27 protein-coding genes, 1 tRNA gene and 1 pseudogene are annotated in these 24,449 nt (G+C 61.5%); 11 read left to right on the top strand and 18 right to left on the bottom strand.

The window, feature by feature from the left end:
• Positions 1 to 2: 2 nt before the first annotated feature.
• Positions 3 to 245, bottom strand: a complete 243-nt coding sequence (locus DP106_RS02175; RefSeq protein ID WP_120083067.1) for a ferredoxin — start codon at positions 243 to 245, stop codon at positions 3 to 5.
• Between the two features lie 160 nt (positions 246 to 405).
• On the opposite strand from DP106_RS02175, the gene DP106_RS15725 reads away from it, so the two are divergent.
• Positions 406 to 570 carry a hypothetical protein gene (locus DP106_RS15725; protein ID WP_165857802.1) on the top strand — a complete coding sequence of 55 codons (165 nt, stop codon included), beginning with the start codon at positions 406 to 408 and terminating at the stop codon, positions 568 to 570.
• On the top strand, positions 570 to 911 hold the full coding sequence (locus DP106_RS02170) for a type II toxin-antitoxin system RelE family toxin (protein ID WP_120083065.1): 342 nt from the start codon (positions 570 to 572) through the stop codon (positions 909 to 911). The genes DP106_RS15725 and DP106_RS02170 overlap by 1 nt, the downstream gene beginning before the upstream one ends.
• Before the next feature lie 32 nt (positions 912 to 943).
• On the opposite strand, the gene DP106_RS02165 is transcribed toward DP106_RS02170, so the two are convergent.
• Complete coding sequence (locus DP106_RS02165) at positions 944 to 2,053, bottom strand: pyridoxal-phosphate-dependent aminotransferase family protein (protein WP_120083215.1); 1,110 nt, start codon at positions 2,051 to 2,053, stop codon at positions 944 to 946.
• A 147-nt stretch (positions 2,054 to 2,200) separates the two neighbouring features.
• On the opposite strand from DP106_RS02165, the gene DP106_RS02160 reads away from it, so the two are divergent.
• Together DP106_RS02160 and cgi121 are read left to right on the top strand one after the other, a co-directional pair.
• Positions 2,201 to 4,678, top strand: a complete 2,478-nt coding sequence (locus DP106_RS02160) for an ATP-dependent DNA helicase (RefSeq protein ID WP_120083062.1) — start codon at positions 2,201 to 2,203, stop codon at positions 4,676 to 4,678.
• Positions 4,675 to 5,175 carry a KEOPS complex subunit Cgi121 gene (gene cgi121, locus DP106_RS02155; RefSeq protein WP_120083060.1) on the top strand — a complete coding sequence of 167 codons (501 nt, stop codon included), beginning with the start codon at positions 4,675 to 4,677 and terminating at the stop codon, positions 5,173 to 5,175. Before DP106_RS02160 ends, cgi121 begins: the two co-directional genes overlap by 4 nt.
• Positions 5,176 to 5,288: 113 nt before the next feature.
• Here the strand turns inward: cgi121 and DP106_RS02150 are convergent.
• Positions 5,289 to 5,361 (bottom strand) — tRNA-Gln (locus tag DP106_RS02150).
• 155 nt (positions 5,362 to 5,516) lie between these two features.
• Between DP106_RS02150 and DP106_RS02145 the strand changes: the two genes are divergently transcribed.
• Positions 5,517 to 6,110, top strand: a complete 594-nt coding sequence (locus DP106_RS02145; RefSeq protein ID WP_120083057.1) for an IMP cyclohydrolase — start codon at positions 5,517 to 5,519, stop codon at positions 6,108 to 6,110.
• Positions 6,111 to 6,135: 25 nt separating this feature from the next.
• Here the strand turns inward: DP106_RS02145 and DP106_RS02140 are convergent, their stop codons facing one another.
• The 3 genes from DP106_RS02140 to uvsE all read right to left on the bottom strand — a co-directional run bounded on the left by DP106_RS02140 (position 6,136) and on the right by uvsE (position 8,825).
• A complete protein-coding gene (locus DP106_RS02140) occupies positions 6,136 to 6,555 on the bottom strand; it encodes a universal stress protein (protein ID WP_120083055.1) in 420 nt (139 codons plus the stop codon).
• Positions 6,556 to 6,606: 51 nt separating this feature from the next.
• Positions 6,607 to 7,794, bottom strand: a complete 1,188-nt coding sequence (locus tag DP106_RS02135; RefSeq protein ID WP_120083052.1) for an inorganic phosphate transporter — start codon at positions 7,792 to 7,794, stop codon at positions 6,607 to 6,609.
• A 68-nt stretch (positions 7,795 to 7,862) separates the two neighbouring features.
• Positions 7,863 to 8,825, bottom strand: a complete 963-nt coding sequence (gene uvsE / locus DP106_RS02130) for a UV DNA damage repair endonuclease UvsE (protein ID WP_120083049.1) — start codon at positions 8,823 to 8,825, stop codon at positions 7,863 to 7,865.
• Between the two features lie 196 nt (positions 8,826 to 9,021).
• Here uvsE and thpR point away from each other — a divergent pair.
• A pseudogene (thpR, locus tag DP106_RS02125) lies at positions 9,022 to 9,583 on the top strand (RNA 2',3'-cyclic phosphodiesterase).
• Positions 9,584 to 10,020: 437 nt separating this feature from the next.
• Here thpR and DP106_RS02120 read toward each other — a convergent pair.
• Positions 10,021 to 11,259, bottom strand: a complete 1,239-nt coding sequence (locus DP106_RS02120; RefSeq protein WP_120083047.1) for a PAS domain S-box protein — start codon at positions 11,257 to 11,259, stop codon at positions 10,021 to 10,023.
• Between the two features lie 77 nt (positions 11,260 to 11,336).
• Between DP106_RS02120 and DP106_RS02115 the strand changes: the two genes are divergently transcribed.
• Both DP106_RS02115 and sufU read left to right on the top strand, forming a co-directional pair.
• Positions 11,337 to 11,858, top strand: a complete 522-nt coding sequence (locus DP106_RS02115) for a hypothetical protein (protein WP_205738863.1) — start codon at positions 11,337 to 11,339, stop codon at positions 11,856 to 11,858.
• 279 nt (positions 11,859 to 12,137) lie between these two features.
• Positions 12,138 to 12,566: a Fe-S cluster assembly sulfur transfer protein SufU gene (sufU, locus tag DP106_RS02110; protein ID WP_120083045.1), complete on the top strand. Its 429-nt coding sequence runs from the start codon at positions 12,138 to 12,140 to the stop codon at positions 12,564 to 12,566.
• 55 nt (positions 12,567 to 12,621) lie between these two features.
• On the opposite strand, the gene DP106_RS15720 is transcribed toward sufU, so the two are convergent.
• The 5 genes from DP106_RS15720 to DP106_RS02095 form a co-directional block, all read right to left on the bottom strand.
• Complete coding sequence (locus tag DP106_RS15720) at positions 12,622 to 12,789, bottom strand: DUF7576 family protein (RefSeq protein WP_165857801.1); 168 nt, start codon at positions 12,787 to 12,789, stop codon at positions 12,622 to 12,624.
• An 83-nt stretch (positions 12,790 to 12,872) separates the two neighbouring features.
• Positions 12,873 to 13,859, bottom strand: a complete 987-nt coding sequence (hemB, locus tag DP106_RS02105) for a porphobilinogen synthase (RefSeq protein WP_120083043.1) — start codon at positions 13,857 to 13,859, stop codon at positions 12,873 to 12,875.
• A 72-nt stretch (positions 13,860 to 13,931) separates the two neighbouring features.
• On the bottom strand, positions 13,932 to 14,096 hold the full coding sequence (locus tag DP106_RS15715) for a DUF6757 family protein (protein WP_165857800.1): 165 nt from the start codon (positions 14,094 to 14,096) through the stop codon (positions 13,932 to 13,934).
• A 30-nt stretch (positions 14,097 to 14,126) separates the two neighbouring features.
• Positions 14,127 to 14,921, bottom strand: a complete 795-nt coding sequence (locus DP106_RS02100) for a PHP domain-containing protein (protein WP_120083040.1) — start codon at positions 14,919 to 14,921, stop codon at positions 14,127 to 14,129.
• Positions 14,922 to 14,977: 56 nt separating this feature from the next.
• Positions 14,978 to 16,048: a DUF5784 family protein gene (locus DP106_RS02095; RefSeq protein ID WP_120083038.1), complete on the bottom strand. Its 1,071-nt coding sequence runs from the start codon at positions 16,046 to 16,048 to the stop codon at positions 14,978 to 14,980.
• A gap of 116 nt (positions 16,049 to 16,164) precedes the next feature.
• On the opposite strand from DP106_RS02095, the gene DP106_RS15710 reads away from it, so the two are divergent.
• Positions 16,165 to 16,338: a DUF5786 family protein gene (locus DP106_RS15710; protein ID WP_165857799.1), complete on the top strand. Its 174-nt coding sequence runs from the start codon at positions 16,165 to 16,167 to the stop codon at positions 16,336 to 16,338.
• 97 nt (positions 16,339 to 16,435) lie between these two features.
• Here DP106_RS15710 and DP106_RS02090 read toward each other — a convergent pair whose 3' ends face one another.
• From DP106_RS02090 to DP106_RS02065, 6 genes are all read right to left on the bottom strand, one after another.
• A complete protein-coding gene (locus tag DP106_RS02090) occupies positions 16,436 to 17,158 on the bottom strand; it encodes a DUF7530 family protein (RefSeq protein ID WP_120083214.1) in 723 nt (240 codons plus the stop codon).
• 67 nt (positions 17,159 to 17,225) lie between these two features.
• Positions 17,226 to 18,167 (bottom strand): NAD(P)H-binding protein, encoded by a 942-nt coding sequence (locus tag DP106_RS02085; protein WP_120083036.1) that lies wholly within the window; start codon positions 18,165 to 18,167, stop codon positions 17,226 to 17,228.
• A gap of 44 nt (positions 18,168 to 18,211) precedes the next feature.
• Positions 18,212 to 18,736 carry a hypothetical protein gene (locus DP106_RS02080; RefSeq protein ID WP_120083034.1) on the bottom strand — a complete coding sequence of 175 codons (525 nt, stop codon included), beginning with the start codon at positions 18,734 to 18,736 and terminating at the stop codon, positions 18,212 to 18,214.
• Positions 18,733 to 19,035, bottom strand: coding sequence for a UPF0175 family protein (locus DP106_RS02075; protein WP_120083032.1), 303 nt, complete (start codon positions 19,033 to 19,035; stop codon positions 18,733 to 18,735). Before DP106_RS02075 ends, DP106_RS02080 begins: the two co-directional genes overlap by 4 nt.
• A gap of 71 nt (positions 19,036 to 19,106) precedes the next feature.
• A complete protein-coding gene (locus DP106_RS02070) occupies positions 19,107 to 20,792 on the bottom strand; it encodes an ABC1 kinase family protein (protein WP_120083030.1) in 1,686 nt (561 codons plus the stop codon).
• Entirely contained in the window at positions 20,793 to 21,152 is a 360-nt protein-coding gene (locus DP106_RS02065) for an Hsp20/alpha crystallin family protein (protein WP_120083027.1), read from the bottom strand.
• A gap of 92 nt (positions 21,153 to 21,244) precedes the next feature.
• Between DP106_RS02065 and DP106_RS02060 the strand changes: the two genes are divergently transcribed.
• Positions 21,245 to 22,477 (top strand): molybdopterin molybdotransferase MoeA, encoded by a 1,233-nt coding sequence (locus DP106_RS02060; RefSeq protein WP_120083025.1) that lies wholly within the window; start codon positions 21,245 to 21,247, stop codon positions 22,475 to 22,477.
• Positions 22,474 to 24,432 carry a molybdopterin biosynthesis protein gene (locus tag DP106_RS02055; RefSeq protein ID WP_120083023.1) on the top strand — a complete coding sequence of 653 codons (1,959 nt, stop codon included), beginning with the start codon at positions 22,474 to 22,476 and terminating at the stop codon, positions 24,430 to 24,432. The genes DP106_RS02060 and DP106_RS02055 overlap by 4 nt, the downstream gene beginning before the upstream one ends.
• Positions 24,433 to 24,449: the final 17 nt, after the last annotated feature.

Here is a 24,449-nt window from a genome sequence, read left to right as displayed (position 1 = left end):
GCTCAGACGATCTGTTCGCCGTCATCATCGTAGACGGCGATCGCATCGACCGGACACGATCGAGCCGAAAACTTCGCGTCGAGTTCCTCATCCTCCGGAATCTCGACAACGAAGACGCCGTCCTCAGTTTCCTCGCCGCCTTTCAGCACGGCCTTGCCGGCGTCCATATCCTTCTCGAACCCGTCCCACTCGGCGACGCACTGGAACATCCCGATGCAGGTGTCGCGGTCAAATTCGACTTTCATGATCCGGTATTAGGAGGTGGGATACATAGCCGTGTTGCACACGAGAAGCGCAGACGGAGTGTATCCTGCTGAACCCACTGCGTTCGTTGTAGCGTCGTTACAGACACTGATTCGAAGGTTTGGAACAAAGCTTATCAATATACGCCACGCACACTATTGTATGGCAACTGACGGCGAAGCACCCAGTCACCCGCCCGAAGATGAGATGCTCCCCGATGAGCGAGCCGTCATTGCTGATCGACTTGCCGAACTCGAAGACGAGGAGGCACACCGCTCGGTTGATGAGGTTGCTGACGCGCTGGACATCGAACTTGACCAAGAGTGATGCCTCGGGCACCGACAGAACTTACCGTTCTCCAGAGTGCGCAGGATGATCTGGCCGACATACAACAACATAACCCCGATCACGCGGCGCGAATTCTCAACAAGATCAACGATTGGTCGGAGAAAATCCAGTGGGGACGTGTCCCACAGCAGCATCTCACGTATCTAACCGGCTCTGATCAGTACAATTTCTATCGCGAACGCGTAGGCAATGCAGGTTATCGCGCTGTGTACGAGATCAGTGGTGATAGAATGACCGTCGTCGGTATTGTTCCGAAAGGCGAGAAGACGTATGATCTCGCGGAGTTCCGTCGACGGATGGATCAACGAACGAGAGAGTAGCAGACTACCCCGCCGTACGCGCCGGGAGTCGTCTACAGATCAGCCACGTCTTCGATCGCGTCGGTCAGTGCTGTGATCGACTCGACGGTGTGTTCGCCCATGTGACCGATACGGAACGAGTCCTCGCTGAGGTCGCCGTAGCCGCTGGCGAAAACCATGTCGTACTTCTCGGAGACGGCTTCGACGGTGGCGGCGACATCGATACCGCGGGTGTTCTCGATGCAGGTGACCGCCTGGGACTCGTAGCCGTCCTCGGCGAACAGCCCAAAGTGCTCGCGGGCCCACTCGCGGGTGTATTCGGCCATCTCCCGATGGCGTTGGTCGCGAGCAGCGTGGCCCTCATCGAGCATGTGTTTCATCTGCTTGCGGTAGGCCAACATGAGCGGGATCGCCGGCGTCGAGTGCGTTTGGCCCTTCCGGTCGTAGTAGTCGAGACACCGCTGGAACCCACCGTACCACGACGCAGAGTCCTTCTCAAGTTCGCGCTCGTAGGCGGCGTCGCTGACGGTACAGACGGCCAGGCCGGGCGGCATGGCGAAGGCCTTCTGAACCGATGTAAAGATACAATCGATGTTGTGGGCCTCGATATCGATGTAGTCACCGCCGAGACAGGAGATGGCGTCGACGACGAAGTAGGTATCCGGATAGTCGCCCAGCAGGTCGCCGATTTCCTCAACCGGGTTGCGCACACCGGTCGAGGTTTCGTTCATCACCATGCCGACGACGTCGTAGCCCTCATCGCTGGCTTCGAGTGCGTCGCGGATGTCGTCGGGTTTGACCGCGTGGCCCCACTCGTATTCGATGCGGTCGACCTCTTTACCGAGGCGTTCGGCGACGTTGGCTTGGCGCTCGCTGAACGCGCCGGAGGTCGGCACAAGCATCCGATCCTCAACGAGACTGAGCGTCGTCGACTCCCAAAACTCGGTGCCTGAGGCCGTGAGGATGATCACGTTGTCGTCGGTGCCGAGGAACTGTTTTGTGTCCTCAACAATCGTCGTATAGAGGTCGGTCATCCGATCCATCCGATGGCCGAACGTCGGCTGTGCCATCTCCTCGATCACGTCGTCGCGCACCTCTGTCGGCCCGGGGAGATACAGCGTCTTCTCTGGATAATCGCCGGTGTACTCTTGTTTTTTGCTCACGGAATCCACCTTGTGACAGTAGGTCGGCAGCGAGCGGACATGGGAGTTGTGATACCGCGCCAGCACCAGCGGGCGGCGAACCGTGCTGTCGGAGGCGACAGCCCGCCGTCCGGAAATTTAAACCCGACCACCGGCCAAGAGACGCCAATGAAGCCAGCCGAGATCCCTACCCTGCCGCCGGGCGTCGCCGACCATCTTGCCGGCGAGGGGATCGAAGAGCTGTACCCGCCCCAAGCCGAGGCCGTCGAGGCCGGCCTCACTGCGGGCGAAAGTCTCGTCGCCTCAGTACCGACCGCCAGCGGCAAGACGCTGATTGCCGAACTCGCCATGCTGTCGGCGATCGAACGCGGCGGCACCGCCCTGTATATCGTCCCGCTTCGCGCCCTCGCCAGCGAAAAGAAAACCGAGTTCGAACGCTGGGCAGACGAGGGGTTCTCGGTCGGCGTCTCGACCGGCAACTACGACGCCAGCGGCGAGTGGCTGGCCAGCCGCGATATCATCGTCGCCACCAGCGAGAAGGTCGACTCGCTGATCCGGAACAACGCGCCGTGGATCGACGATCTCTCCTGTGTCGTCGCCGACGAAGTCCACCTTGTCGACGACACCAACCGCGGGCCGACCCTGGAGGTCACCCTCGCTAAACTCCGCCGGATCAACCCCGAGCTCCAGACGGTCGCGCTGTCGGCGACCGTCGGCAACGCCGGCGAGATCGCCGACTGGCTCGACGCCGAACTCGTCCAGTCCGACTGGCGGCCCATCGACCTCCGGATGGGCGTCCACTACGGTGACGCCGTCAACTTCGATGACGGCAGCCAACGGGAGGTGTCGGCTGCGGGCAGCCAGCGACAGACCGAAGCCCTTGTCGACGACACGCTGAGCGAGGGCGGCTCAACGCTTGTCTTTGTCAACTCCCGGCGCAACGCCGAGAGCGCGGCTGAGCGACAAGCTGGCGTCGTCGAATCTCATCTCACAGGCGAGGAGCGCGCCGATCTCCGCGAGCTTGCCAGCGAGATCCGACAGGTCTCCGATACCGATACCAGCGACGATCTCGCCGACTGCGTTGAGGGCGGCGCGGCGTTCCACCACGCTGGCCTCGCCGCGGAGCATCGCAGCCTCGTCGAGAACGCCTTTCGTGATCGCCTCCTGAAGGTGATCTGTGCGACGCCGACGCTCGCGGCGGGTGTCAACACGCCGAGCCGCCGGGTGATCGTTCGGGACTGGCGACGCTACGACGGCGAGTTCGGCGGCATGCAGCCGCTCGATACCCTCGAAATCCACCAGATGTGCGGGCGGGCGGGCCGTCCCGGCCTTGACCCCTACGGCGAGGCCGTCCTCCTTGCCAAGGACAGCGAGACGATGGACGAACTCTTCGAGCGGTATGTCTGGGCTGACCCTGATCCTGTCCAGTCGAAGCTGGCCGCCGAACCCGCTCTGCGAACGCATCTGCTGGCGACGATTTCATCCGGCTTTGCCAACAGCCGCGAGGCACTGTTGGAGTTCCTCGATGCGACGCTGTATGCGACTCAGACCGGCGACGAGGGCCGGCTGGCCACCGTGACCGACACCGTCCTCGCCTACTTAGAGCGCAACGAGTTCATCGAACGTGAGGATGACACGATCCACGCGACGAACATCGGCCACACCGTCTCGCGACTCTATCTTGATCCGATGAGTGCCGCCGAGATCATTGACGGACTGCGGTACGCCGAGGAGAACCGCGGGACACCAGCGGATACATCGACCGTGAATCAGCAGGATGGCGATCTGAAGCGACCGGCAGCCGATGGCGACGAGGCGTTTGTCTCAGCGAGCGAACTCCAGTCGAACGGGGCTGACGATGATGCCACCGCCGAAAGCGACAGCGAGAACAACGAAATCGACGACGAGAGCGGCGGCGAAACGGCACAGCCGACGCCGCTCGGCCTCTACCATCTCGTCAGCCGGACGCCGGATATGTACGAACTCTATCTGAAATCCGGGGATCGAGAAACCTACACTGAGCTCTGTTACGAACACGAATCGGCGTTCCTCGGCCGTGTCCCATCCGAGTATGAGGATGTCGCCTTTGAGGACTGGCTGGCCGCGCTGAAAACGGCGAAGCTGCTGGACGACTGGGCCAGCGAGGTCGACGAGGATCGGATCACCGAACGGTACGGCGTCGGCCCCGGCGACATCCGCGGGAAGGTCGATACCGCCGAGTGGCTGCTCGGGGCCGCCGAGCAGCTGGCCGGCGAACTCGGGGGCTCCTCGCGGGTTGCGATCCGCGAGGCGAAAAAACGGATCGAGTACGGTGTCCGCGAGGAACTGCTCGATCTCGCGGGCGTGCGCAACGTCGGTCGGAAGCGTGCCCGCCGGCTTTACGAGGCCGGCGTCGAGAGCCGTGCTGACCTGCGAGACGCCGACAAAAGCGTCGTGTTGGGCGCGTTGCGGGGCCGCGAGAAAACGGCCGAAACGATCCTCGAAAACGTCGGGCGACAGGATCCCTCGATGGACGATGTGACCGCGGCCGAAACGGCAACCGCCGCGGCTACCACAGACGATGATGGCGCGGGCAGCGGCGAGAGCCACAGCGACGCCACTACCGCCGACAGCGACGACCAGTCAAGTCTGGGTGATTTTGGGTGAGAACCGTCGCCGCGACGACGACCATCGGCGACCTTGAGGACGTTCTCGCCGAGATCGAGGCGATCAGCGAGGCGACCGGCGCGACCATCCAGTGTTTCGATGCCACCTACGTCGCCGGCGACCGCCATCTCCGCCGAGCGGTCGAGTTGGCTGTGCGGGCCCGCGAGCAGGGTACGGCTGTCGCCCGCGAGCCAGCGGTCGAAATCCTGTTGTATGCGGCTGGGCGACGCCAAATCAACCAGGCGCTCGAAATGGGTGTCAGCGAGGGCGAAGGCGACGTTGTCGCTGTCGTCACCGATGGTGATGAAGCCGCAGCCGAACAGCGCGTTCGGAAACTGCTCGGTGGGACTGACGCTGGCGATACCGGCGTATCCCTCGGCAACGCGGACACGATCAAGATGTTTTTCGATATCGGCGACCGCGAGGTAGCCGTCGTCGACGGCAATCTGGAGGATATGGTCCTCGAACGCGTCGCGCTGCTCGATGTCGAAACGTAACGGTGCCGGCTGATCCCCTTCGTTTCAAGTGGAGATCAGCTGACGTATGTCTGACATACAGCCGACGTACGTTCGTATCGTGGCGACCCACCACAAAAGAGCAAACAGCTGAATAGTTCCACCAGGATTCGAACCTGGGTCGTTGCCCCCAGAAGGCAACAGGATTGGCCACTACCCTATGGAACTGCGCATTCGATGGAAGTGGGTGTGTTTACAAAACCGTGTCGGTTCCCTGCCTGTGGGTGATTCTGCCACACAGATCGCCACCATCTAGGGGTGTTTCGGCCGTCTCCCGCGGTCGTATCAGCAGCTATTTGTTCGGTAGCAACGCTCAAACAAACATGTACATCGGCCGTTTCATCGTCGTCGGGCCGGGCGTCGGCGCCTACCGCGTCTCCTCGCGGTCGTTCCCGAACCGCCGGATCGCCGACCGCGATGGCCTGTTGACCGTCGAACCGACACCTGACGCCCCCGAGACGGACAACCCCTACGTCTCCTATAACTGCCTCCAGATGGTGTCGCCACCCGCCAGCGACGGCCAGTGGGTTGTCGTCGGCAACGGTTCCCACGTCGATCCGATCGCCGAAAAGATCGAGTTGGGCTACCCAGCACGGGACGCCCTCGCCGAGCCACTGCTCGCGCTTGACTACGAAAAGGACGACTACAACACGCCCCGGATCGCGGGCGTCGTTACCGCCGATTCGGCCCACATCGGCACCGTCCGCGATGACGCGTTGTTGGTCAAAGCCGTCGACGAGCCGACGCTGGTGGCGACCTACGAGGAGGATAGCCCACGAGTCTACGACTTCGACGTGGAAGGCGCGGCTGACGCCGCCGGTGCTGTCTACGATGCCGACTACGAACACGCGATCTGTGCGGCCGCCGTGACTGTTGACGCCGACGGCGTTAGCCACGCCATCGACAACGGCGAGTAGGACTCAGCCTTTACTCTAAGAAGCGTCACCGAACGATCGTGACCGGAACCGGTGCATCGCGGGCGACAGTTTCGGCGACGTTGCCGAGCAAGAGCCGCGAGGCGATGTTGCTGCTGTGGCTGCCGATCACGACCAGATCGAACCCTTCGGCGTGCTCGATGATTGTCTTCGCCGGCGAGCCAAGGTCAACCTCGGTGGTGATCGCTCGCTCGGCGTCGGCGGCGATCGCTCTGGCGCGCTCGAAGACAGGCTCAGCGCGGTCGGCGGCCGCCGCATCGACATCGTCGGCGACGGCGAGGCTCATCGCCTCACCCATGTAGGATGTCGGCCCGCCGGCGACATGGAGGGCGGTCACCGCCGCCGAGGGAAACGCCGACAGCGCGAACTCAAGTGCCGCATCGGCCATCTCGGAGTCGTCCATCGGAACGAGCACGCGTGATACCATGCCACACAAACGGGGCTGCGGGTAATAAATGCGCCCCCGTCGGTGGCGTCGTTACGAGAAGCCGAAGACGGGAACGAATCGGAAGACGAGATACGCACCGATCGTCGAGATCAGCGGGACAACGTTCTGCATTAGAATCACCCGGGCGGTCGTTGAGGGGTTGAACAGATCGGCCGCTGCAGGGATATCTTCGGGATCCTCCTCGCCGATGTCGGGGAGCTCTTCGCCCTCAGTGTCGGCGGCCAGCGAGCCAACGGTAACGCGGGCGTCGCCGGCCTGGTCGCTGATCGACTCCCGGGAGGCCCGCATGGTTCGCGTTGCTCGCCCCCAGCCGAGGCCGATGATCGACATCGTGGCGATGACGACGAAGCTAGCGGGGATCTTGATCGCCGAGAGGCCGATCACAAGCAAGGAGCTGACAGTCGCGACGACGATCGCCGCTGTCAGCGGCAGCGAGGTGATATCGCTGCCGAGGGTGTCCAGTGTCCGGCGGGCGATCGTGAACGCTCCAAGCCCGACAGCAACACAGGCGAGGAGGATCCCGGGATTCATTTCAAGGGCTCCGCTGCCGACCAGCGGCGCGATGGCGTTGGCAACGTTGCTGGTGCCGGAGCTAAACGCCATGATACAGCCGATCGCCACGACGACCGCGGTGCCAACCAGCTCCCGTCCGGTCGTCCCCGGCCCACGCGCGATCTTTGGCATAATGCCAGAACGATCGACGGTCACTAGCGGGCCATTGCTTTGGACGAGGGCGACCCGCTCGTTGAGCGTGGCATAGAAGTACCGCCCGATAACCGCCGAAACCCAAAACCCAACGACGGGTGCGACAAGCCACCATGTGACGATCTCTCCCATGACGGCCCAGTTCAGCGAGTTGCTGGCAAGGCCCAGCCCGGCGATCGCGCCGACAGCGGTCATCGACGTTGAGGCCGGGACGCCGAAGACGTTGCCGACAAACAGCGCGAGGCCGATGAAAAACAGCACCGTGATGCTGGCCGGCAGCGTGAAGACACTAGGGTTGGTGACAAGTTCCCGACCCAGTGTGTCGACGACGCGACGGCCGATCGTCCACGCACCAAGGAAAAAGAAGAGGCTCATCAGCGCGGCGGCAACGGTCTTCGAGATCGTTCCCGCCCCGACCGCGGGGCCGAAGGCCGGCCCGGTGGTTGATCCACCGATGTTGTAGCCGACAAACATCGCCACGAGCACACCGATAAGCAGCAGTCCCTCTATCACAGGTGATTGTTTACGGCCACCCTGCTTAATGGGTCTGATATCGTGTCTGTCTCCGATCTGTTCATCTACTACATCGAGATAGCGGTCGCGTGCTGCTGCCGATATCGCTGGAGTGCCTGTTCTTTCATCTTTGCCTCGATCATGACATCGACAGCGGTATCAAACAGATCGATCGGGTCTGCGATATAGTCCGCGTGGTTTTGTGGTGCGATACTGGGATCTGATTCATGCAGCCGGCGTGGTTCACTGTAATGGATGATCGGTCGAACCTCGTCGGGCCACGTCTCGGCTGCTGTGGTAAGAGCCTCTCTGTAGGTTTCACCGCGGTCAGTAAACTGATGATGGAGCTGATCGTAGACGACCGGAATCCCAACCTCGTCGTGTACCGCCGCAACCAACTCACGAACACTCCACAGCGATTCCGTATCATCATTCTCAACGGTTAGCCGTGACCGAACCGCCGGCGGCAACGAGTCAACGACCGAGCAGAATCGTTCTGCTGTCGCTGTCTTATCGCTGTAATGGGCCCCAATATGGATGTTGATCGAGTTGTACGGCGACCGAGAGAGACCCATCGCATCCAACAGCCGGCCGTGGCATTCGAGATCTCTGACCGCGTTATCAACAACTGACGCCGTTGGGCTGGCAAGCTTAACGAAGTGGCTTGGGTGAAAGGTTAATCTGAGGTCATGGCTGGTGGCAAACTCGCCGATCGCCGCCAACAACGACAGCACGGTCTCGCTGTTTGGGAGTTCAGCAAGCTCATACTGACTGTACCATGGGATAAGATCCGAGGAAATACGGTAAAAATAGATCTCGTGGTCGACATTCCACTCTAGGATACGCTGCAGCCCACGGCAGTTCTGTTCGGCAAGCTCACCGGCATAGCTGAGCCCGCGATCCTGAAACGTTGATTCCCGCATTCCACGGTTGGTTCGCACGTCGTCCTCCCGGAGCGTTCGATTGAGCGCGGCGTAGCCAAACTGTGGTGCGGGTCGATCAGGTTCTGGTGGCGTAAAATCGGGCGACACGAATAGTCACAGTATGAGAGCCAGTGGCCTAATCGTTGCGCTCTGGCGGATCGCGTTTTTCATCTTACTGGGCAGTGTTTCTCCCCTGCTCTCTGTTCTCTAACTGCTATCACATCGTACCGATGTCTGTCCACGATGGATATTGTTCTATTGTGTGATCGAAAGCGTGTTGTCTCTTGGCGCGCCAGCGTGTTGTATGCGCTGTTTCCTCAGCGTTGACCTCCCGACATCGCCTGCTGAGGCGGTCGCCGACGCATAGGCACCCTTCGACGGCTGCGCCGGCCTCTGGCTGACAGATCCAACCCAAGCCCACTGCACGCTCACATTTCTGGGCGACACCGATCCCGACCGTGTCGACGAGATCGAGGCTGCTCTCGAAACAGCCGTCACCAACGCCGGCGTCGATCCCTTCGACTGTACGGTCGGCGGGCTGGGTGTGTTTCCTTCAACGGCGTAGATCAGTGTCATCTGGGCCGGCGTCCGCGAGGGTGCCGGCAACGCCGAACTCACCACGCTGGCTGCGGCTGTCGAAGACGAGCCCACCGCCATCGGCTTCGACCCTGCTGACCACGAGTTCATCCCACATATTACACTTGCTCGGATGGATGCTCCCCCGTGATGAACAGCGTGTCCAACGGCTCGTCGACGAGACTGACCCGACAATCGGGGCGTTTCAGGTTGAGCGCCTTCGACTCAACAAGAGTACGCTGACCGACGATGGGTCGGCTTACGAGACGGTCAGCGCGGTTCGATTGTGACTATGTATGTTGGGCTCTCACACGTAGCCCAGTTTGGCCGATCTCTTGCGGAACTTCTCTAGTGTTGATGATCGTATGCGGGTGTACTCGCCACACCCACAGGAATTAAATACGGCAAGAAATTGCGAGCTGCGTTTAACGACCCTTGGTGTTGAACAAGCGTTTATACTTCTCATATATATCGTTGAAGCATCTGATAATTGTGTTATTAACTGTGGGATCCGACGATAGTGCAACCAGTATCAGTCGTTATACTCACCACTACTGAGGCAGGTCAGCGATAGCAACTGCTGAACGAAGCAGTTCGACTGCGAATACATCCAATGGCACCACTGTGTTACTGTTGCCAACCACTTCTTCACAGCGACACCCCGCCGACAACAATCACTACGGATAAGCGTTCAAACACTGTTTCGATCGCGGTGCTGATCCCAGAGCTAGCTTGTTTGTGTCGGCAACCGGATCTCTATTCGAGTTCCACCCCACGTGCTCTTATTAACTGAGAGGGTGCCGCTTGAATTTCGAACAATCCACCGAGTCAACCACAGCCCTAGCCCACTACTGTGGTTGAGTTGCGTTTCCTCCTCGGAGGTAAGCACCGCTTGTTCATGATCGGGGAGCCCAGGGCCGTTATCAGCCACACTCACGGTCGTCTGTCCACTGGCGGCGGTTTCTCCTGTCGACACGGCAATCTCAACTAACGGGGTTTCTGCGTCATTGTGCTCTAACGCGTTGTCTAAGATATTATCCAGTGCATATGGCAATAACTCGTGTGCTACGACGGCGGTCGATTCCGCGAGTGTGGTTCTAATCGTTGCATTCGCCGATTCCTTCCGCAGTCGGGTCACACGCTCCTGTATCACAGATTCCAACTCAATCGTCGTCAGGCCGTCCTCGCCTTCGTCGCGCAACTGCTCAATATGCCGCGCGGCGTCGCTCAGCTGGATAATATTGGAGAGCCGATCTTCCATCACTCGCAGATGTTCGGTCGTATCATCAACAGTCTCGGCCAACTGGTTCAGGTGGCCGTGAATAATATTTACGTCTGTTCGGATATTGTGCCGCAGCACCCTGTTGAGAACGGACAGACGTTGTTCGCGTTGTTTTTGTTCAGTAACGTCGCTTATTACGAACGTTGCTCCCTCAAACCGTTCATGACGTGTGCGAAACGGGGCTGCCCAGATCCGTACGTCACGAATCGATCCATCTTTGTGCTGATGCTGCGTCTCAAGGCCGGTAAGTTGCTTTCCGTCCTGCAGTTGCGCAAGATGTGGCTCCATCTCATCCGACGAGGCCGCGAACACGTCCTGATACGGCCGTTGGTGAACTTCAGATTTACTCCAGCCAAACACTCTCTCAGCACCGTCGTTCCAAAACTCAATTTGTCCGTCTGTCTCGACGGCCAGAATCGCGACGGGTGCTGCCTCAACGAGACTTGAGAACCAACTTAGGAGCTGTTCGATCGCTGTGACGAGAACCTCAACCTCCGTTTCAGTCTCAAGATGGTAACTCAGATTGGTCACGACTTCGACAAAGAGCTCTTCGGCAAGTTCCTCTCTGTCAGTATCTGCTTTGGACTGATATGTATCTAAAAGGGCTGTTTGGGCCTCTGTATAGCCTTCCTCAGCGAGAGTCCGAAATAGTATCCCAACAAGCTGCTCAACTTCCCCTCTCATTTAGGGAGACCTAAAGCCTAGGTCTGTATAACTCCTTCACCACAGGACGGTGTCGACGGTAGCTGACGGAAGCGGGTATGCCATCTGAGATCGATGACGTACCGCTGCTCGACCATGTGGCCCTTCTACTTGCGAGAGGCAGGATTTATGATACTATGTCCGGTCAGTTAATCGATATGAATGGGCTCCTCCGCGTGAGCCAAGTTGTTGCTGCCGTAGGCGTTGTTTTGATCGCCATCATTACGTTCTCTCCACTGCCACAACCGTACCCAACATGGCCAACGCTTGGAGCCGTCCCAATCAACCCGGAACTTGTTGCCCCAGGCATACTCGGATGTATCACGCTCGTTGTGACGATCCGTGATGGGATCTCTATCAGCTCAGCTGTGGTTGGAATACTTAGCGTAGTAACCCTGTGGCTGGCAGCGACGAGTCTATACGCGCTGTATGCTTCTACAGCCGGCGGCGTCTTCTTCGGAGGGCTGTTTACCCTGGTTAGTGGTATTATTCTCGCTGTTGGGGTGGTTATCAAACAGCTCTTGGGCCAGCGTGAATCTCACGACAGTCGTCCCCATATCAAAGAACGACCCAGCAAGTGAGCACCGATCCATTGGGCCACCAGCGACCATCTATCACTGCGTGTCAATCTGTCCACGATGGTCGACCCATTTCCTATCGCCTATCTGCAGGGCAACCCCCCTTCTACACCGTCCTCACAGAAAGCGGCAGGATCCCATCGGCTGTCAGCGGTGAACACTGTCTCATGACGATTTCGTCGCGGCTTCCAACAACTATCCTCGGAATACTGCTTGTTCCGCACAGTGCCAGCGTCGCCCCCCGGAACCCTTTTGCGGCCGACTGGCATATAAACAAACAACATGGGAACAGGCTCTGACATGTATCGACAGCAGATCCTCGACCACTACAAGAGCCCCCGAAACTACGGGGAACTTGAGGATCCGGATTTCAGCCACACCGGCGAAAACCCCTCTTGTGGCGACACGATTCAGATGGACGTAAAACTCGATGAGAGCAACGAGGAGATCGAATACGTCAGCTTCACTGGCGATGGCTGTGCTATCTCACAGGCTTCGGCGAGCATGCTCTCGGAGCAGCTTGTCGGGATGACCCTCGAAGAACTAGAGAATCTCGAAACTGACGATATCACCGATATGCTCGGCGTGACAATCTCGCCGATGCGGATCCCCTGTGCTGTGTTGGGCAACCAAGTTGCGAAGGACGGCGCGAGGCTTCATCAGGGCGAGCTTGACCCCGAGGAATACGGCGAGACGATCACCGAGGAGTGAAAACGGCGTCGCTCACCGAGTAGCCGGCCAGTTCAACAATCGCGTCGTCCGACATTTAGGTGTGATACGACGACTCACAGCTTGCCGAACAGAAGTGGTTGTAGCTGACCTCACCGTCGTCGCCTGTCGTTGCAATCACACGGTTGGTCGGGAGGGCTGTGATTGATTCGCTACAGACTGCGCAGTTCGGTGCCTCATCCTCGCTGATTGGTGTCTCGCTCATACACGCTGACTGACACTGGGCGTGGGTATGGCGTTACCCCGGCTGTGCTACGTGTGTGCACAGCCCACCTCGCGGGCGACCGACTACAACCGCCCGGCGATATCCTCGGCAAAGTAGGTCACGATCAGATCCGCACCCGCGCGTTTGATGCTCAGCAGCGATTCATACGCTGTGGCTTCGAGATCCAACCAGCCCTTTTCGGCGGCCGCGTGAATCATCGCGTATTCGCCGGAGACGTTGTATGCAGCGACCGGCTTGTCGGCGCTTTCCCGTACGTCGCGGACGATATCGAGATACGGCAAGGCGGGTTTCACCATCAACACATCCGCGCCTTCCTCGGCATCAATGGCGACCTCGCGGTGGGCTTCCCGCCGGTTTGCGGGATCCATCTGGTAGTGTCGTCGGTCGCCGAACGCTGGCGCGCCGTCGGCGGCTTCGCGGAACGGCCCATAGAATGAGGATTCGTACTTTGCGGCGTAGCTCATGATCGGAATCTGCTCAAAACCAGCGCTGTCAAGCGCTGTCCTGATCGCTCCAACCATCCCGTCGGTCATACTGGATGGGGCGACCATATCCGCGCCGGCCTCGGCCTGTGAGACGGCGACATCGGCCAGCAGCTCCAGGGTGTCGTCGTTTTTGACGGTCAGCGTCGGATCGTCGTGGGCGTGTGGTTCAAGCACACCGCAGTGACCGTGGTCGGTGTACTCACAGAGACAGACATCGCCGATGACGTAGGCGTCGGTGTTTTCGGTGACTGCCTGGATCCCCCGCTGGACGACGCCATCCGCGGCGTAGGCCTCGCTGCCGACCTCGTCTTTCGTGTCGGGAACCCCGAAGATCATGACGGCTTCGACACCGGTTTCTTGAATCTCTTCGACGCGGGCGGCGGCCTCGTCGACAGGGACACGCTCGTGGCCTGGCATCGAGCTGATCGGGACACGCTCGTCGGTTGTCTCATCGACAAAAACGGGTGCGATGAGATCCTGTGCATCCACCGTTGTCTCCCGCACTAGCGGACGGATGCCGTCGGTGCGGAGACGGCGTGGCCGGTCAGTCGGCGTAAATGACATACCGGATCGTTGGCCGCACCGCCCATAGACGTATCGCTCCGAAAACAGCCGCACCACGCCGCTGACGCTCGGTTATTCCGTCCGGTTGACGTCGAGTTGCTCTTCGAGTTCGGCAAGCTCCGCGGAGTCGGTGAGCTCCTCCATGCGCTCTTGGAAGTGCTCCGTGCAGAGACCAACTTTCAGCCCATCTTTCTCCGCCGCAAACGCCGCCGCCTCCTCACAGTAATGACAGCGCATACCCTACTGTAGGCGCGGAACGTGTTTAACTCACCGCTTTTGAAGCCAACGGCGAAACCGCTTGACGGCCGCCGGCGGTGGCCCGGCCTGTCCCAGCGTTGTTCCGTGGGCATCGCTGCCGCCGGTTGCCAGCAGCGAGTGGCGGTCGATGGCGTCGTCGATACGGTCGGTGTCGACCGCGTGATCGTATGGGTAGTAGCGTTCAACCGCCTCAAGCTCGGCAGCGTGATCGAGGGCCGCGCCGGGATCGTCGTACCGAAGCGGGTGAGCGAGGCTGACGACCGGACAGGCCTCGGTGAGAAGGCTGATCCCGCGGGCAACCGGCGTGATCTCTCGGGGGATATAACAGGGGCAGCCGTCTCCGATGAGTTCGCCGAAGGCCCCCTGAAAATCGTAGTTGGCGTCGCTGTTTGCGACCGCTCGCGCGATGTGTTGGCGACCGATGCCGGGCTGGATGTCGAGTTCGAGGGTCACGCCAATGTAGTCTTCGACGCGGTCGATGATCTGCTTGGCGCGTTCGATGCGATTCTGCTGGAGGCGATCAAGCTCAACGGTCAGCTCGTCGGTGGATTCGACGGCGTAGCCCAGCAGGTCGAGTCGTTGGCGACCGGTGTCGACCCGAAGCTCGATCCTACGGATCACGGTCACCCCGTCGTGGTCGGTGATCGGCGCGTCAAGTGCGGGCTGAATCCGATCGTGGTCGGTGACCGCAACGAGATCGATATCTGCGGCGTCGGCCGCTGCCGGCACCGCCTCGATGGGCAGTGTGCCGTCAGAGGCCGTCGTGTGGACATGGAGATCCGCGGCCGGCTGCGCCATACTCACCCTCGCCGCCGCTGTGGAAAGAGGTTATCGGCCATTGTGACGACAGCAGCTAGCGGCTACCCTGCCGGCTCGTTGTCGGTGGTGAAATCGATGGCATCGTCGAGCGACAGTGGGAGTCGCCCCGTTCGGTAGCCCGTCGTGGTTCCGTCCGGGCGGCGGCGGAAAACAACTGCTGGCCGGTGGCCGACCTCCGGCTGCTCGGCGATGATCGGCTGCCAATCCGGGTCAGGAAACGACGAACAGTCGACCAACAGCACGATGCCGCCGGCGTGGGCGTTGAGTTGGCCATCGGTCTTCGTTTTGACCGTCTCTTTGATCGCGGTCGTTGCGGCGTTTGCTGCTCGTCGATCCGGCGGCAGCGGGCGGGTCACCTCGACAAGTACCGCACCGTTGTCGTCGTTATCAGCCGGTTCGGCACGGAAATCGATTGCGTGGCCGGTCGTCACCGTGATCTCCGGGGTGATCTCATAGCCCGCCTCGACCAACAGCTTCGCAACGTTGAATTCGCCCATTGCGGCGGTCATCCGCGTGAGATCAAGCTGCTCGGAGGTGCCGAGCTTGCCGGCCATCTCCTCGCGGTACCCGTCGAGTGCGCCGGTGTGGAGGACAGCCTCGTAGTGCTGGAGTGCTTCCTCGGCGCTCGCATTCGGAAAGCCGGCGGCGTGATCGATGAAAAACGACCGGGTGCTCTCACGGCCATCCTTCGAGAGGAACACGGGCAGAAAGAACCACGCAAGGTGGTCGTAGGGCCCCAGCCACGGCGATTCCATCCGTAGCTGCGCCAACAACTCGCGTTCAGCCCACCGTGAGACCGGGTAGGGAACCTCGCTGAACCCGTATTTTTCCGTCCGCCAGAGGCTGCTCGGCGTTTCGGTGTTCCCAAGCCAGTAGCCGCTAGGGCCGCCATCGACGCCTGCAGGGCCGTCGTCGCCGTCAGTCCAGATGAACAGCGCGGTATCGCCGTTGTCTATCGCAAAGCGAACCGCGTCGTAGCCACTCGGTGGTCGGTACCACGGCCCGTCCATCGTCGCGCCGAGGTTGTCATCCAGCGGCTGCAGTACGTCTGACCGAAGCCGGGGTTTCGACCACCGACCGGGGGCATACCGGAAGCGAAGCGGTCGCGCCACGCACAGACAGTCGCCTGCGGGGTAGTTACGTGTTCTGGCTTCGGTGGGTCGGCTGTTCGCAGCGATGCCACTGACCGATATCTATTTATCTGGCAGCTTCCAAGGTATGACATACCATGTCACTTGGCGACTACGACGAAGCCGAACACGAACGCCGGGAGCGAAAGAATGCGACGGTGGATGCCGATTTCGAGCAGGCCCGCTCGGAGTATGAGGGGTCAATGGAGGACGACACCGGCGCGTCTGCCGACGAGCTGTTGGCGCAGTTCGAACAGCTCCAAACCGAGTGATCTGCCGGGGTGTCGCGGCCACACCTTCTATGGGGTGTTACTTCGCGTAGCACCCCTGCTGTCGATTCCTTGCTCTCATCGGCGTCGCCGGTTCGTCTCAGTCGCGTGTCGTCGTCAAAACTGGGTCGTCGGCTGTCCGCGTAAGCCAGATTGACGCCGCCGAGACAACAGCAACGGCCACGATATGACCGCTGACAGCAACGAGCAACACCGGCTGCTCAAGAAGAAATGGCAGCAAGATAACCTGCGAAGAGGCAAATGCGACGTTTTCCAGATCGATCCGAACGAACTGATTCTCAGCATCCGGCTCACAGGCGATTGTGAGTGCGCGCCACAGCGAGACGACAGCGGCCCACCACGAGGTGCCGATCCGATAGCAGAGATCCCACCCGACCAACAACACGAGGTAGACGACGATCACCGGCGGCTCGGTGCCGAACAGCGTGGTGATCAACGGCTCACCCGGTGACTGGATGTCAAACGCAAACAGATGCGTAATAAGCGCAATAAACGCCAGCACCGACAGCACGACTTCGATGCTTGAGCCAAACAACAGCCGGTAGTATACCGGCGGCGCGTCGATGGATCGATTTCGCACGCCCAACCGGTGCATGGCGACGCTACCGACCGTCGCGACGACGACAGCGGCCGTGCCGGCAAGGGCGGCCGACCAGAGATCGTAGATCGCCGCAAACACCACGATCCCAACCTGAAACAGCCCAAACTGGATTGCGACAGCATGGGTATTTGAGAGTTCAATCCCCGGTAGTCCGCCGACAATCCCCTCATAGACCCATGTGTCGCCGTACTCCTTGACCATCAGTGTCCACTGCTTGGCGGCCACACACTCGTGTCTATCGGTTTCGATGTTGTCTCGCCGACGCCGCTCATGGCTTGCTCCCGCGGAACAGTCGCCCGAGGCGTGCCTTCGGGGTCGGCGTCGTCGCCGGCTCGTCGGCAAGCGCGTCGGCGACCGCCGCCTCAAAGTGGCGGCGATCGCGGGGAAGGATATCTTGGATTCGGGTGTCGGTGACGACAACGGAATTTTTGACGCCGTCGATCAGCGGGCGGGCGACCGCAGGGTCGACATCGGTCACAAAGCGGATCCACCACGACGACAGCCGCGGGGTCAACACCGGCACCGGGACGATCCGGAGCCGGGCACCGAGCTGGCGGCGGGTCTCCCTGAGAATCTCCGCGTAGGTCAACACGTCGGGGCCGCCGATCTCGTAGGTCTCGCCGGCGGTCTCTGGGGTTTTGGCGACGCCGACGAGATAGCCGATCACGTCGTCGATGGCGATCGGCTGGCACTTGGTGTGTACCCATTTTGGCGTGATCATCACCGGCAGCCGGCCGGCGAGTTGCCGAATCAGCTGAAAGCTGATCGAGCCCGCGCCGACGATGATCGCCGCCCGGAGGACGGTAAGGTCGTACTCGCCGAGCCCAAGGATGCGCTCGACCTCCCGGCGCGACCGGAGATGTGGCGACAGATTATCGCCGTCGGCCCCCAGCCCACCGAGATAGACAACACGGTCAAGACCGGCGTCGCCGGCGGCCTCTGAGAAGTTGCGGGCCGCTCGGCGGTCGCGTTCGGCGTAGTCGCCGCCGGCACCCATCGAGTGGATCAGATAGTACGCGAGGTCGACATCGAGGGCGTCATCGAAGCTGCCTGGCTCCAAGACGTTGCCCTCGACGACCCGCACCGCTTCGGGCCCGTCGTAGCGCTCGCGGCTTCGGGTGAGGATCGTCACCTCGTGGTCGGCGGCCAGCAGGGCGTCGACGAGGTTGCCGCCGACGAACCCGGTCGCGCCGGTGACGAGTATCTGCATATTAGTTGTTGGGTCGGGATGCGAATAACTGTTGGCTCGACTAACTACGATCCGTGGTCGGCTGCGGCGTCATCGATGAGTTTGTCAGCTTGTTCGCGGAGTTCGCCGGTCATATGTAGGCCGTGGTTGTCGAGGCGGCGAACGAGGTCTTTGGCTTCCTCGGAGGTGAGTCGCCCGGCGGTGACCGCACGCACGACGATCCCAACCGTGCCGGTGACTGTTGCCCCGAGTGTGCGTGCCACCGTGCGGACGCGCTGGTCATCGCTTACAACGGTGATATTGTCGCCGTCGTGTGCCAACACCCGCGCAATGAGCGCAACATCGCCGTTTTGCTCCTGTTCGCCGAGCATCGTCTGTGCCTGCTCGATATCAGTTTCATCGACTGCTGTCGGCGACCTGAGATCGGTTTCCTCGCGGAACTGCTGGAGTGCGGTTCGCGCTGGCTCGGTTGTGACTTCACTGCTGATCCGATCAAGAACGACGATTTCGCTATCACGGACTTCCAGGAGGTCAAGCGCGTCAACCGAACCGAGTGCGATGAGTGTTGTCGCGTCGAAGTAGACCCTCATAGCTCGCGGGCAGCCTCAGCGTCGGCTGCGAGATCGTCGGGCGTGAGTTGCGTGGTCAGATTTCGTTCTCTGGCGACCACCAGCCAGTCGGCGAGGCTCAACCCCGCGATTCGAGCAGCCTCATTGACCGACACCTCGCCGGTCTGATACTGCTCGACAGCAAGGTCAAGTCGCATGTCGGCCAGTCCCTCGCGGAGGGCTTCTCTGATAATGGTGCTCTTATCTGAGTCGAGTAGTTCGGCGACCACCTCGATTTCGTCGTTGTCGTCGTCGGGGATCCGAGCACTAACTGAGGGCATGTATGCGTCTTATTACAACGTCATACACTAAAAATACTCGCCAGGGAGTTCTATCAGCTATCCAATCGGTTCTACCGCTCTTCGTCACGCTGCCGCTGTTGGCGCATGCCCTGGCGGGTGAACTGCGGTCGCGCCCGCAGCCCGGTCGGCTGTTTGAACGACCGATAGAGAAAAAACACCATCGGCAGCGTCAACGCGAGGATCGCCACCGAGATGCGCCACTGGCCGGTAAAGGAGTAGATGATCGACGCCGACAGCAGCCCGACAGCGACCATGATCGAATAGGAGATGCGCTTGGCCAGCTTATCCAGCACGTGGTTTTCGTCGTCGATCTGGACGTTGACCGTGAGATTGTCGCGTTCGACCGTATCCAACACTCGGTTCAGCTTCGGCGGGACGGTAAACAGCGCCTCGGCGGTATCCTGCACCTGCTCGCCGGCCTCCGTGGCCAGCCGCTTGACCGTCTCCTCGCGGTAGCCCTGCTCGCTGAGGTAGTCGGTCGCCACCGAGATGAAATCGAAGTCCTCATCGAGGGTCACACAGACCCCCTCGACGACGGTCGCCACCCGGAGGACGAGCGCGAGATTGCGGGGTAGTCGCAGCGGGAACTCGTAGATCGTCGACTCGACCTGCTCGATAATCTGGTTGACACGGTACTGCTCGATGTTTTCGCCGCGAGCGTCGGCGATAGCGAGCTCTAAGACGTTGCCCATGACCTCCCGATCGGCCGTCGGGCTGAGCGTCCCCATGTCGATCAGGGTATCAAGGATCGCGTCGATATCCTGGTTGGCGACGGCGATATAGAACTCGACGATCTTCTCTTGGATGAAGGGGTCGACCGTACTCGACATTCCGAAATCGTAGAAGATGATCGTGCCATCGTCTTTCACCGCGAGATTGCCCGGATGGGGGTCGGCGTGAAACACGCCATCCTTGATGATCATCTGGAGGTAGACCTCCTGAAGTGTTGTTGCCAACTCGGTGCGGTCGAGGCCCTTCTCGTCGAGGGACTCGATCTCGTTGATCTTCGTTCCAGGGATATACTCCATCGTGAGCACCCGCGGGCTACAGAGCGGATCGATCGGCTCGGGGATGTCGATGGCGTCGGTGCCGGCGAAGTTGCCGCGGATCTCCGCTAGGATATCGCGTTCGCGGCTGTAATCCATCTCCTGGCGGATCGTCTTGGCAAACTCGTCGGCGAGGCTGTCAAGCGAGAAGGCCCGACCCTCGCCGATGAACCGTACGAGTATCGGAATCGACCACCGTAGCACCTTCAGATCAGCTTCGACAAGCGATTCGATCCCCGGCCGGCGGATCTTGACGGCAACCTGCTCGCCCGCATACTCGGCGAGATACACCTGCCCGAGACTCGCGCCGCTGATCGGCTCGGTGTCGAAGTCGTCGTAGACCTCGTCGACGTCGCCCAACTCCTCTTCGATGACGAGCTTCGATTCCGCCCACGGCGCGGGCGGTACGTCATCCTGCAGACTCGACAACACCTCGATGTAGGCCTTCGGCAGGATGTCGGGACGGGTCGACAGCAGCTGTCCGAGCTTGATGAACGTCGGTCCGAGTGTCAACAGTGTCTCCAGCAGGATCGCCGCGCGCTCGCGTTGGGTCTCGCGGCTGACCTGCCGACTCCGGCCAACGATGAGAAACCGCCGCCGATCCCGCAGGTAGGCGACGATCAGGGGCAAAAACCGGTAGGCGACGACGACAAACCGTCGGTAGGCACGCAAAGAGACCAGAGCGACCACCTACGCCGAGGCGTCGTCGATCGGGATCGGCTCCCCGTCGGTGTCGGCTTTCGGCAGCCGGATCTCTAAGACGCCGCGGTCGATCTCGGCGCTCGCCGCACTGCCGTCTGCCTCGCGTGGCAGCGGCAACTCGGCGTCGAGAAACAGCGGCCGATCCTCCTGGAGATACTGAAACTCCGGCGGCACCGACTTCCCACGACGAGCCTCAACGACCAGCCGCCCACTCTCGGTACGGATGTCAGCGGTCTCGGCGGTCACCCCCGGAACATCGAGCACCAGCAGGTAGGCGTCGTCGGACTCCAAGAGATCAGCGAACACCGCATCCGGCAACTCCTGCAACGCATCGCGCAGTGGTGACATACGCCTCCGTAGAATCGGGAGGTCGAAAAACCCCGCGGTCGGCGTTGTGCTGCGAGGCCGCGGCTTAAGAGGACGGCCCTGTAAGCGAGACTATGCCATCCGAGGATCGACGCCGTTCCGGGTTTAAGCAACGAACCCGCCTTACCGCCGCCCGCGAGCAGTTGCTGTCGGCGATCACGCCGCACGACCGCACCGAACACCTGCGGCTGTCGCTGGCTGACGGCCGTGTGGTGGCGACGGAACTCACGGCTCCCACCCCGGTACCGAACTATGAGCGCGCCGCGATGGATGGCTACGCTGTTCGCGCAGCCGACACCGTCGGCGCGTCAAGCCGTAGCCCGGCCGTTTTGGACGCACTCGATGCTGAGACCGACTGTCGACCGAACGGGGCTGTTCCCGTTCATACCGGCAGCGAACTTCCGGACGGTGCCGACGCTGTGGTGAAAATCGAGGAAACTGAGACTGTCGGCGACGAGCTTGAGGTGTTTGTGGCTCTCGCCGAGGGCACCAACGTCGGCGCGGTCGGCGAGGATGTCACCGAGAACCAGTCGCTCTATCAGCCGGGCCATCGGCTTCGCCCCTCAGATCTCGGCTTGCTGAAATCTGTCGGCTGCCGTGAAGTTGCGGTGTATCAGAACCCGACCGTCGGCGTCATTCCGACTGGCGAGGAACTCGTTGAAGCCGATCCTGAGCCGGGTGAACTTATCGAAACCAACGGGTTAACCATCTCGCAGTCGGTCAATCGGTGGAGTGGCGTCGCAACCTACCGAAACACCGTCACCGACGACCGATCCGCGCTCAGAGCGGCGATCCAGCGCGATCTTACGAAAGACGTGATCGTCACGACGGGCGGCTCCTCGGTCGGCGAGCGCGACCTGCTCCCGGAGGTCGTCGGCGAACTCGGCGAGGTGCTCGTCCACGGCGTGGCGATCAAACCCGGCTATCCGGTTGCTCTCGGCGTTGTCCAAGAGACGCCGGTGCTCATGCTTCCCGGCAATCCAGTTGCCTGTATCATCACCGCCCAGCAGTTCCTCCGGCCCGCCCTCAAACAGGCGGGCCACCTCCCTGTTGAGCCGGTACCGACACAGTCGGCGACACTGGAGCGCAAACTCCCCAGCGAGCCCGGAACCCGAACGTTTGCCCGTGTCGAAACACGCCTGGGCGACTCTGATAGCGACCTGACTGCAACACCAGTCCGCACCGGCGGCGCGGGCATCCTCTCCAGTGTCGCGCTGGCTGACGGCTGGGTTGTCGTTTCTGAGGGGCGGGAGGGCTACAGCGCGGGTGAAACGGTCGACGTCGAACACTGGGAGGCGTTGCCATGACCACGGAGTTCCGCACACTGGCTGCCCCGGAAACCGTCCGCGAAACCATCGCCGACCTCAATCTCGGCGGCGGGGTCGAACACGTCGACCTCCGCGAGGCCCGCGATCGAGTGTTGGCCAAGCGCGTCGACGCCGCCATCGACGTGCCGGGGTTCGACCGGGCGGCGATGGATGGCTACGCTGTCCAAGCCAGCGACACCGTCAGGGCGGGTGAGGTTGATCCAGCCGTGCTTGATCTCGCCGGCACGGTTCACGCCGGTGAGAAACCGGCCGTGACAGTTGAGCCCGGCACCTGCGTCGAGATTTCGACCGGCGCGGTCATGCCACCCGGTGCCGACGCGGTCGTCGTCGTCGAGCGAACCAATGAGATCAACGGCGACGGCGACGCCGACAACGACGACACGGCCATCGAGATCCGCACCGCGGTCGCCCCAAGCGAGAACGTCATGCTCGCGGGTGCCGATATCGCTGCCGGCGCGCGTGCACTTGGCCCCGGAACCCGCCTGACACCGCGGGAGATCGGTCTGCTGTCGGCACTTGGTGTCGACGAGGTGCCCGTTCGGGCACGCCCACGCGTCGGCATCATCTCGACGGGCGACGAGCTTGTTCCGCCCGGCGAACCGCTCGACAGCGAGCGCGGGGAGATCTACGATGTCAACACGACGACGATCGCCGCGGGCGTCGAGGCGGCCGGCGGCGACCCCGTTGTCTATCCCCACGCAGGCGACGACTTCGAGGCGATGGAGCGCCTGCTCCGGCAGGCTGCTGACGACTGTGATCTCGTTGTCTCCTCGGGGTCGACTTCCGCCAGCGCGGTCGATGTGATCTACCGCGTCATCGAGGAACGCGGCGAACTCCTGTTGCATGGCGTGGCGGTCAAACCCGGCAAACCGATGGTGGTCGGCCGGATCGATCAGTCCGGCAGCGACGATGACGAGACAGCGGCGGAACCCAGCGACACAGCCCAATCCGCATACATCGGGCTACCGGGCTACCCCGTCTCCGCGCTAACGATCTTTCGGGTGTTTGTCGCACCGGCGATCCGGGCCGCCGCGGGTCAGCCCGAGCCGGCGACCGCGACCGTTGACGGCGAACTAATCGCCCAGCAGCGACACGACGAGGGCCGACTTCGCCTGCTCTCGGTCGCGCTGATCGAGGACGCCGACGGCTCGCCGCTGGTGTATCCGGTCGATAAGGGTTCGGGGGCGACGACGAGTCTCGTTGATGCCGACGGCGTCGTCGCGATCGATCCTGATACGGACTATCTTGCGGCCGGCGAGTCGGTGACGGTACAGCTGTTCGATCCTGCCGTGCGCCCGCCATCCCTGCTTGCGGTCGGTGAGGCTGATCCGGCGCTTGCCGAGCTGCTGGATCAGCTTGACCGCCCGCGATCTCTCCCGGTCGGGAGCCGCGAGGGGTTGCGCCGCCTTCGGGACGGAATCCCCGATCTCGCGGTCGTTGCCGGCCCGACCGATCGTGCGGTCGACGCGGTCGAACTCGGCGGCTGGTCACGGGAGTGGGGGCTGCTCGTCAAAAAAGGCAACCCTGAGGGTGTCGACGGCCTCGCCGACCTCGTCGACGACGATATTGACCTCGCCAACCGCGACCGCGACTCCGGGCTGCGAGCCAGTTTCGATGCCGAACTCGATACGCTGGCCGACGCCCGCGGCGTCGACGGCCGCGATCTGACCGCCGCGATCAACGGCTACGAAGCGACCGTGAGTGGGGTCGAAAGCCCTGCCCGCCGCGTCGCCGATGGTCGAACAGCCGTCGGGCTCGGGCTGCGAGCGACCGCCGACCGCCACGACCTCGGCTTCGTGTCGATCGGGACACAAGCCGTCCGGCTGCTCGGCAATCCAGATCGGGAGGAAAAACCCGCAATCGACGCGGTTCGTAACGCACTCGAAACGCTGCCAACGGTTTGCTCGTCGCTTGCAGGCTATCAGTTTGAGTGACGGTGACGCTTGTCTCG

The sequence above is a fragment of the Halonotius pteroides genome (genome assembly GCF_003605635.1).
GTDB classification, from domain to species: Archaea; Halobacteriota; Halobacteria; order Halobacteriales; family Haloferacaceae; genus Halonotius; species Halonotius pteroides.
The sequence above is the reverse complement of the archived record's forward strand: the minus strand, read 5'-3'. Positions and strand labels throughout refer to the sequence as shown.

Excerpts from the sequence above, each read along its gene's own strand:
- DP106_RS02120 (WP_120083047.1), bottom strand. The coding sequence starts at position 11,259 with ATGAGAGGGGAAGTTGAGCAGCTTGTTGGGATACTATTTCGGACTCTC.
- sufU (WP_120083045.1), top strand. The coding sequence starts at position 12,138 with ATGGGAACAGGCTCTGACATGTATCGACAGCAGATCCTCGACCACTAC.
- DP106_RS02160 (WP_120083062.1), top strand. The coding sequence starts at position 2,201 with ATGAAGCCAGCCGAGATCCCTACCCTGCCGCCGGGCGTCGCCGACCAT.
- DP106_RS02075 (WP_120083032.1), bottom strand. The coding sequence starts at position 19,035 with ATGCCCTCAGTTAGTGCTCGGATCCCCGACGACGACAACGACGAAATC.
- DP106_RS15710 (WP_165857799.1), top strand. The coding sequence starts at position 16,165 with ATGTCACTTGGCGACTACGACGAAGCCGAACACGAACGCCGGGAGCGA.
- DP106_RS02085 (WP_120083036.1), bottom strand. The coding sequence starts at position 18,167 with ATGCAGATACTCGTCACCGGCGCGACCGGGTTCGTCGGCGGCAACCTC.
- hemB (WP_120083043.1), bottom strand. The coding sequence starts at position 13,859 with ATGTCATTTACGCCGACTGACCGGCCACGCCGTCTCCGCACCGACGGC.
- DP106_RS02140 (WP_120083055.1), bottom strand. The coding sequence starts at position 6,555 with ATGGTATCACGCGTGCTCGTTCCGATGGACGACTCCGAGATGGCCGAT.
- DP106_RS02055 (WP_120083023.1), top strand. The coding sequence starts at position 22,474 with ATGACCACGGAGTTCCGCACACTGGCTGCCCCGGAAACCGTCCGCGAA.
- DP106_RS15715 (WP_165857800.1), bottom strand. The coding sequence starts at position 14,096 with ATGCGCTGTCATTACTGTGAGGAGGCGGCGGCGTTTGCGGCGGAGAAA.
- DP106_RS02090 (WP_120083214.1), bottom strand. The coding sequence starts at position 17,158 with ATGGTCAAGGAGTACGGCGACACATGGGTCTATGAGGGGATTGTCGGC.
- DP106_RS02115 (WP_205738863.1), top strand. The coding sequence starts at position 11,337 with ATGCCATCTGAGATCGATGACGTACCGCTGCTCGACCATGTGGCCCTT.
- DP106_RS02080 (WP_120083034.1), bottom strand. The coding sequence starts at position 18,736 with ATGAGGGTCTACTTCGACGCGACAACACTCATCGCACTCGGTTCGGTT.
- DP106_RS02175 (WP_120083067.1), bottom strand. The coding sequence starts at position 245 with ATGAAAGTCGAATTTGACCGCGACACCTGCATCGGGATGTTCCAGTGC.
- DP106_RS15720 (WP_165857801.1), bottom strand. The coding sequence starts at position 12,789 with ATGAGCGAGACACCAATCAGCGAGGATGAGGCACCGAACTGCGCAGTC.
- DP106_RS15725 (WP_165857802.1), top strand. The coding sequence starts at position 406 with ATGGCAACTGACGGCGAAGCACCCAGTCACCCGCCCGAAGATGAGATG.
- DP106_RS02170 (WP_120083065.1), top strand. The coding sequence starts at position 570 with ATGCCTCGGGCACCGACAGAACTTACCGTTCTCCAGAGTGCGCAGGAT.
- DP106_RS02145 (WP_120083057.1), top strand. The coding sequence starts at position 5,517 with ATGTACATCGGCCGTTTCATCGTCGTCGGGCCGGGCGTCGGCGCCTAC.
- DP106_RS02065 (WP_120083027.1), bottom strand. The coding sequence starts at position 21,152 with ATGTCACCACTGCGCGATGCGTTGCAGGAGTTGCCGGATGCGGTGTTC.
- DP106_RS02060 (WP_120083025.1), top strand. The coding sequence starts at position 21,245 with ATGCCATCCGAGGATCGACGCCGTTCCGGGTTTAAGCAACGAACCCGC.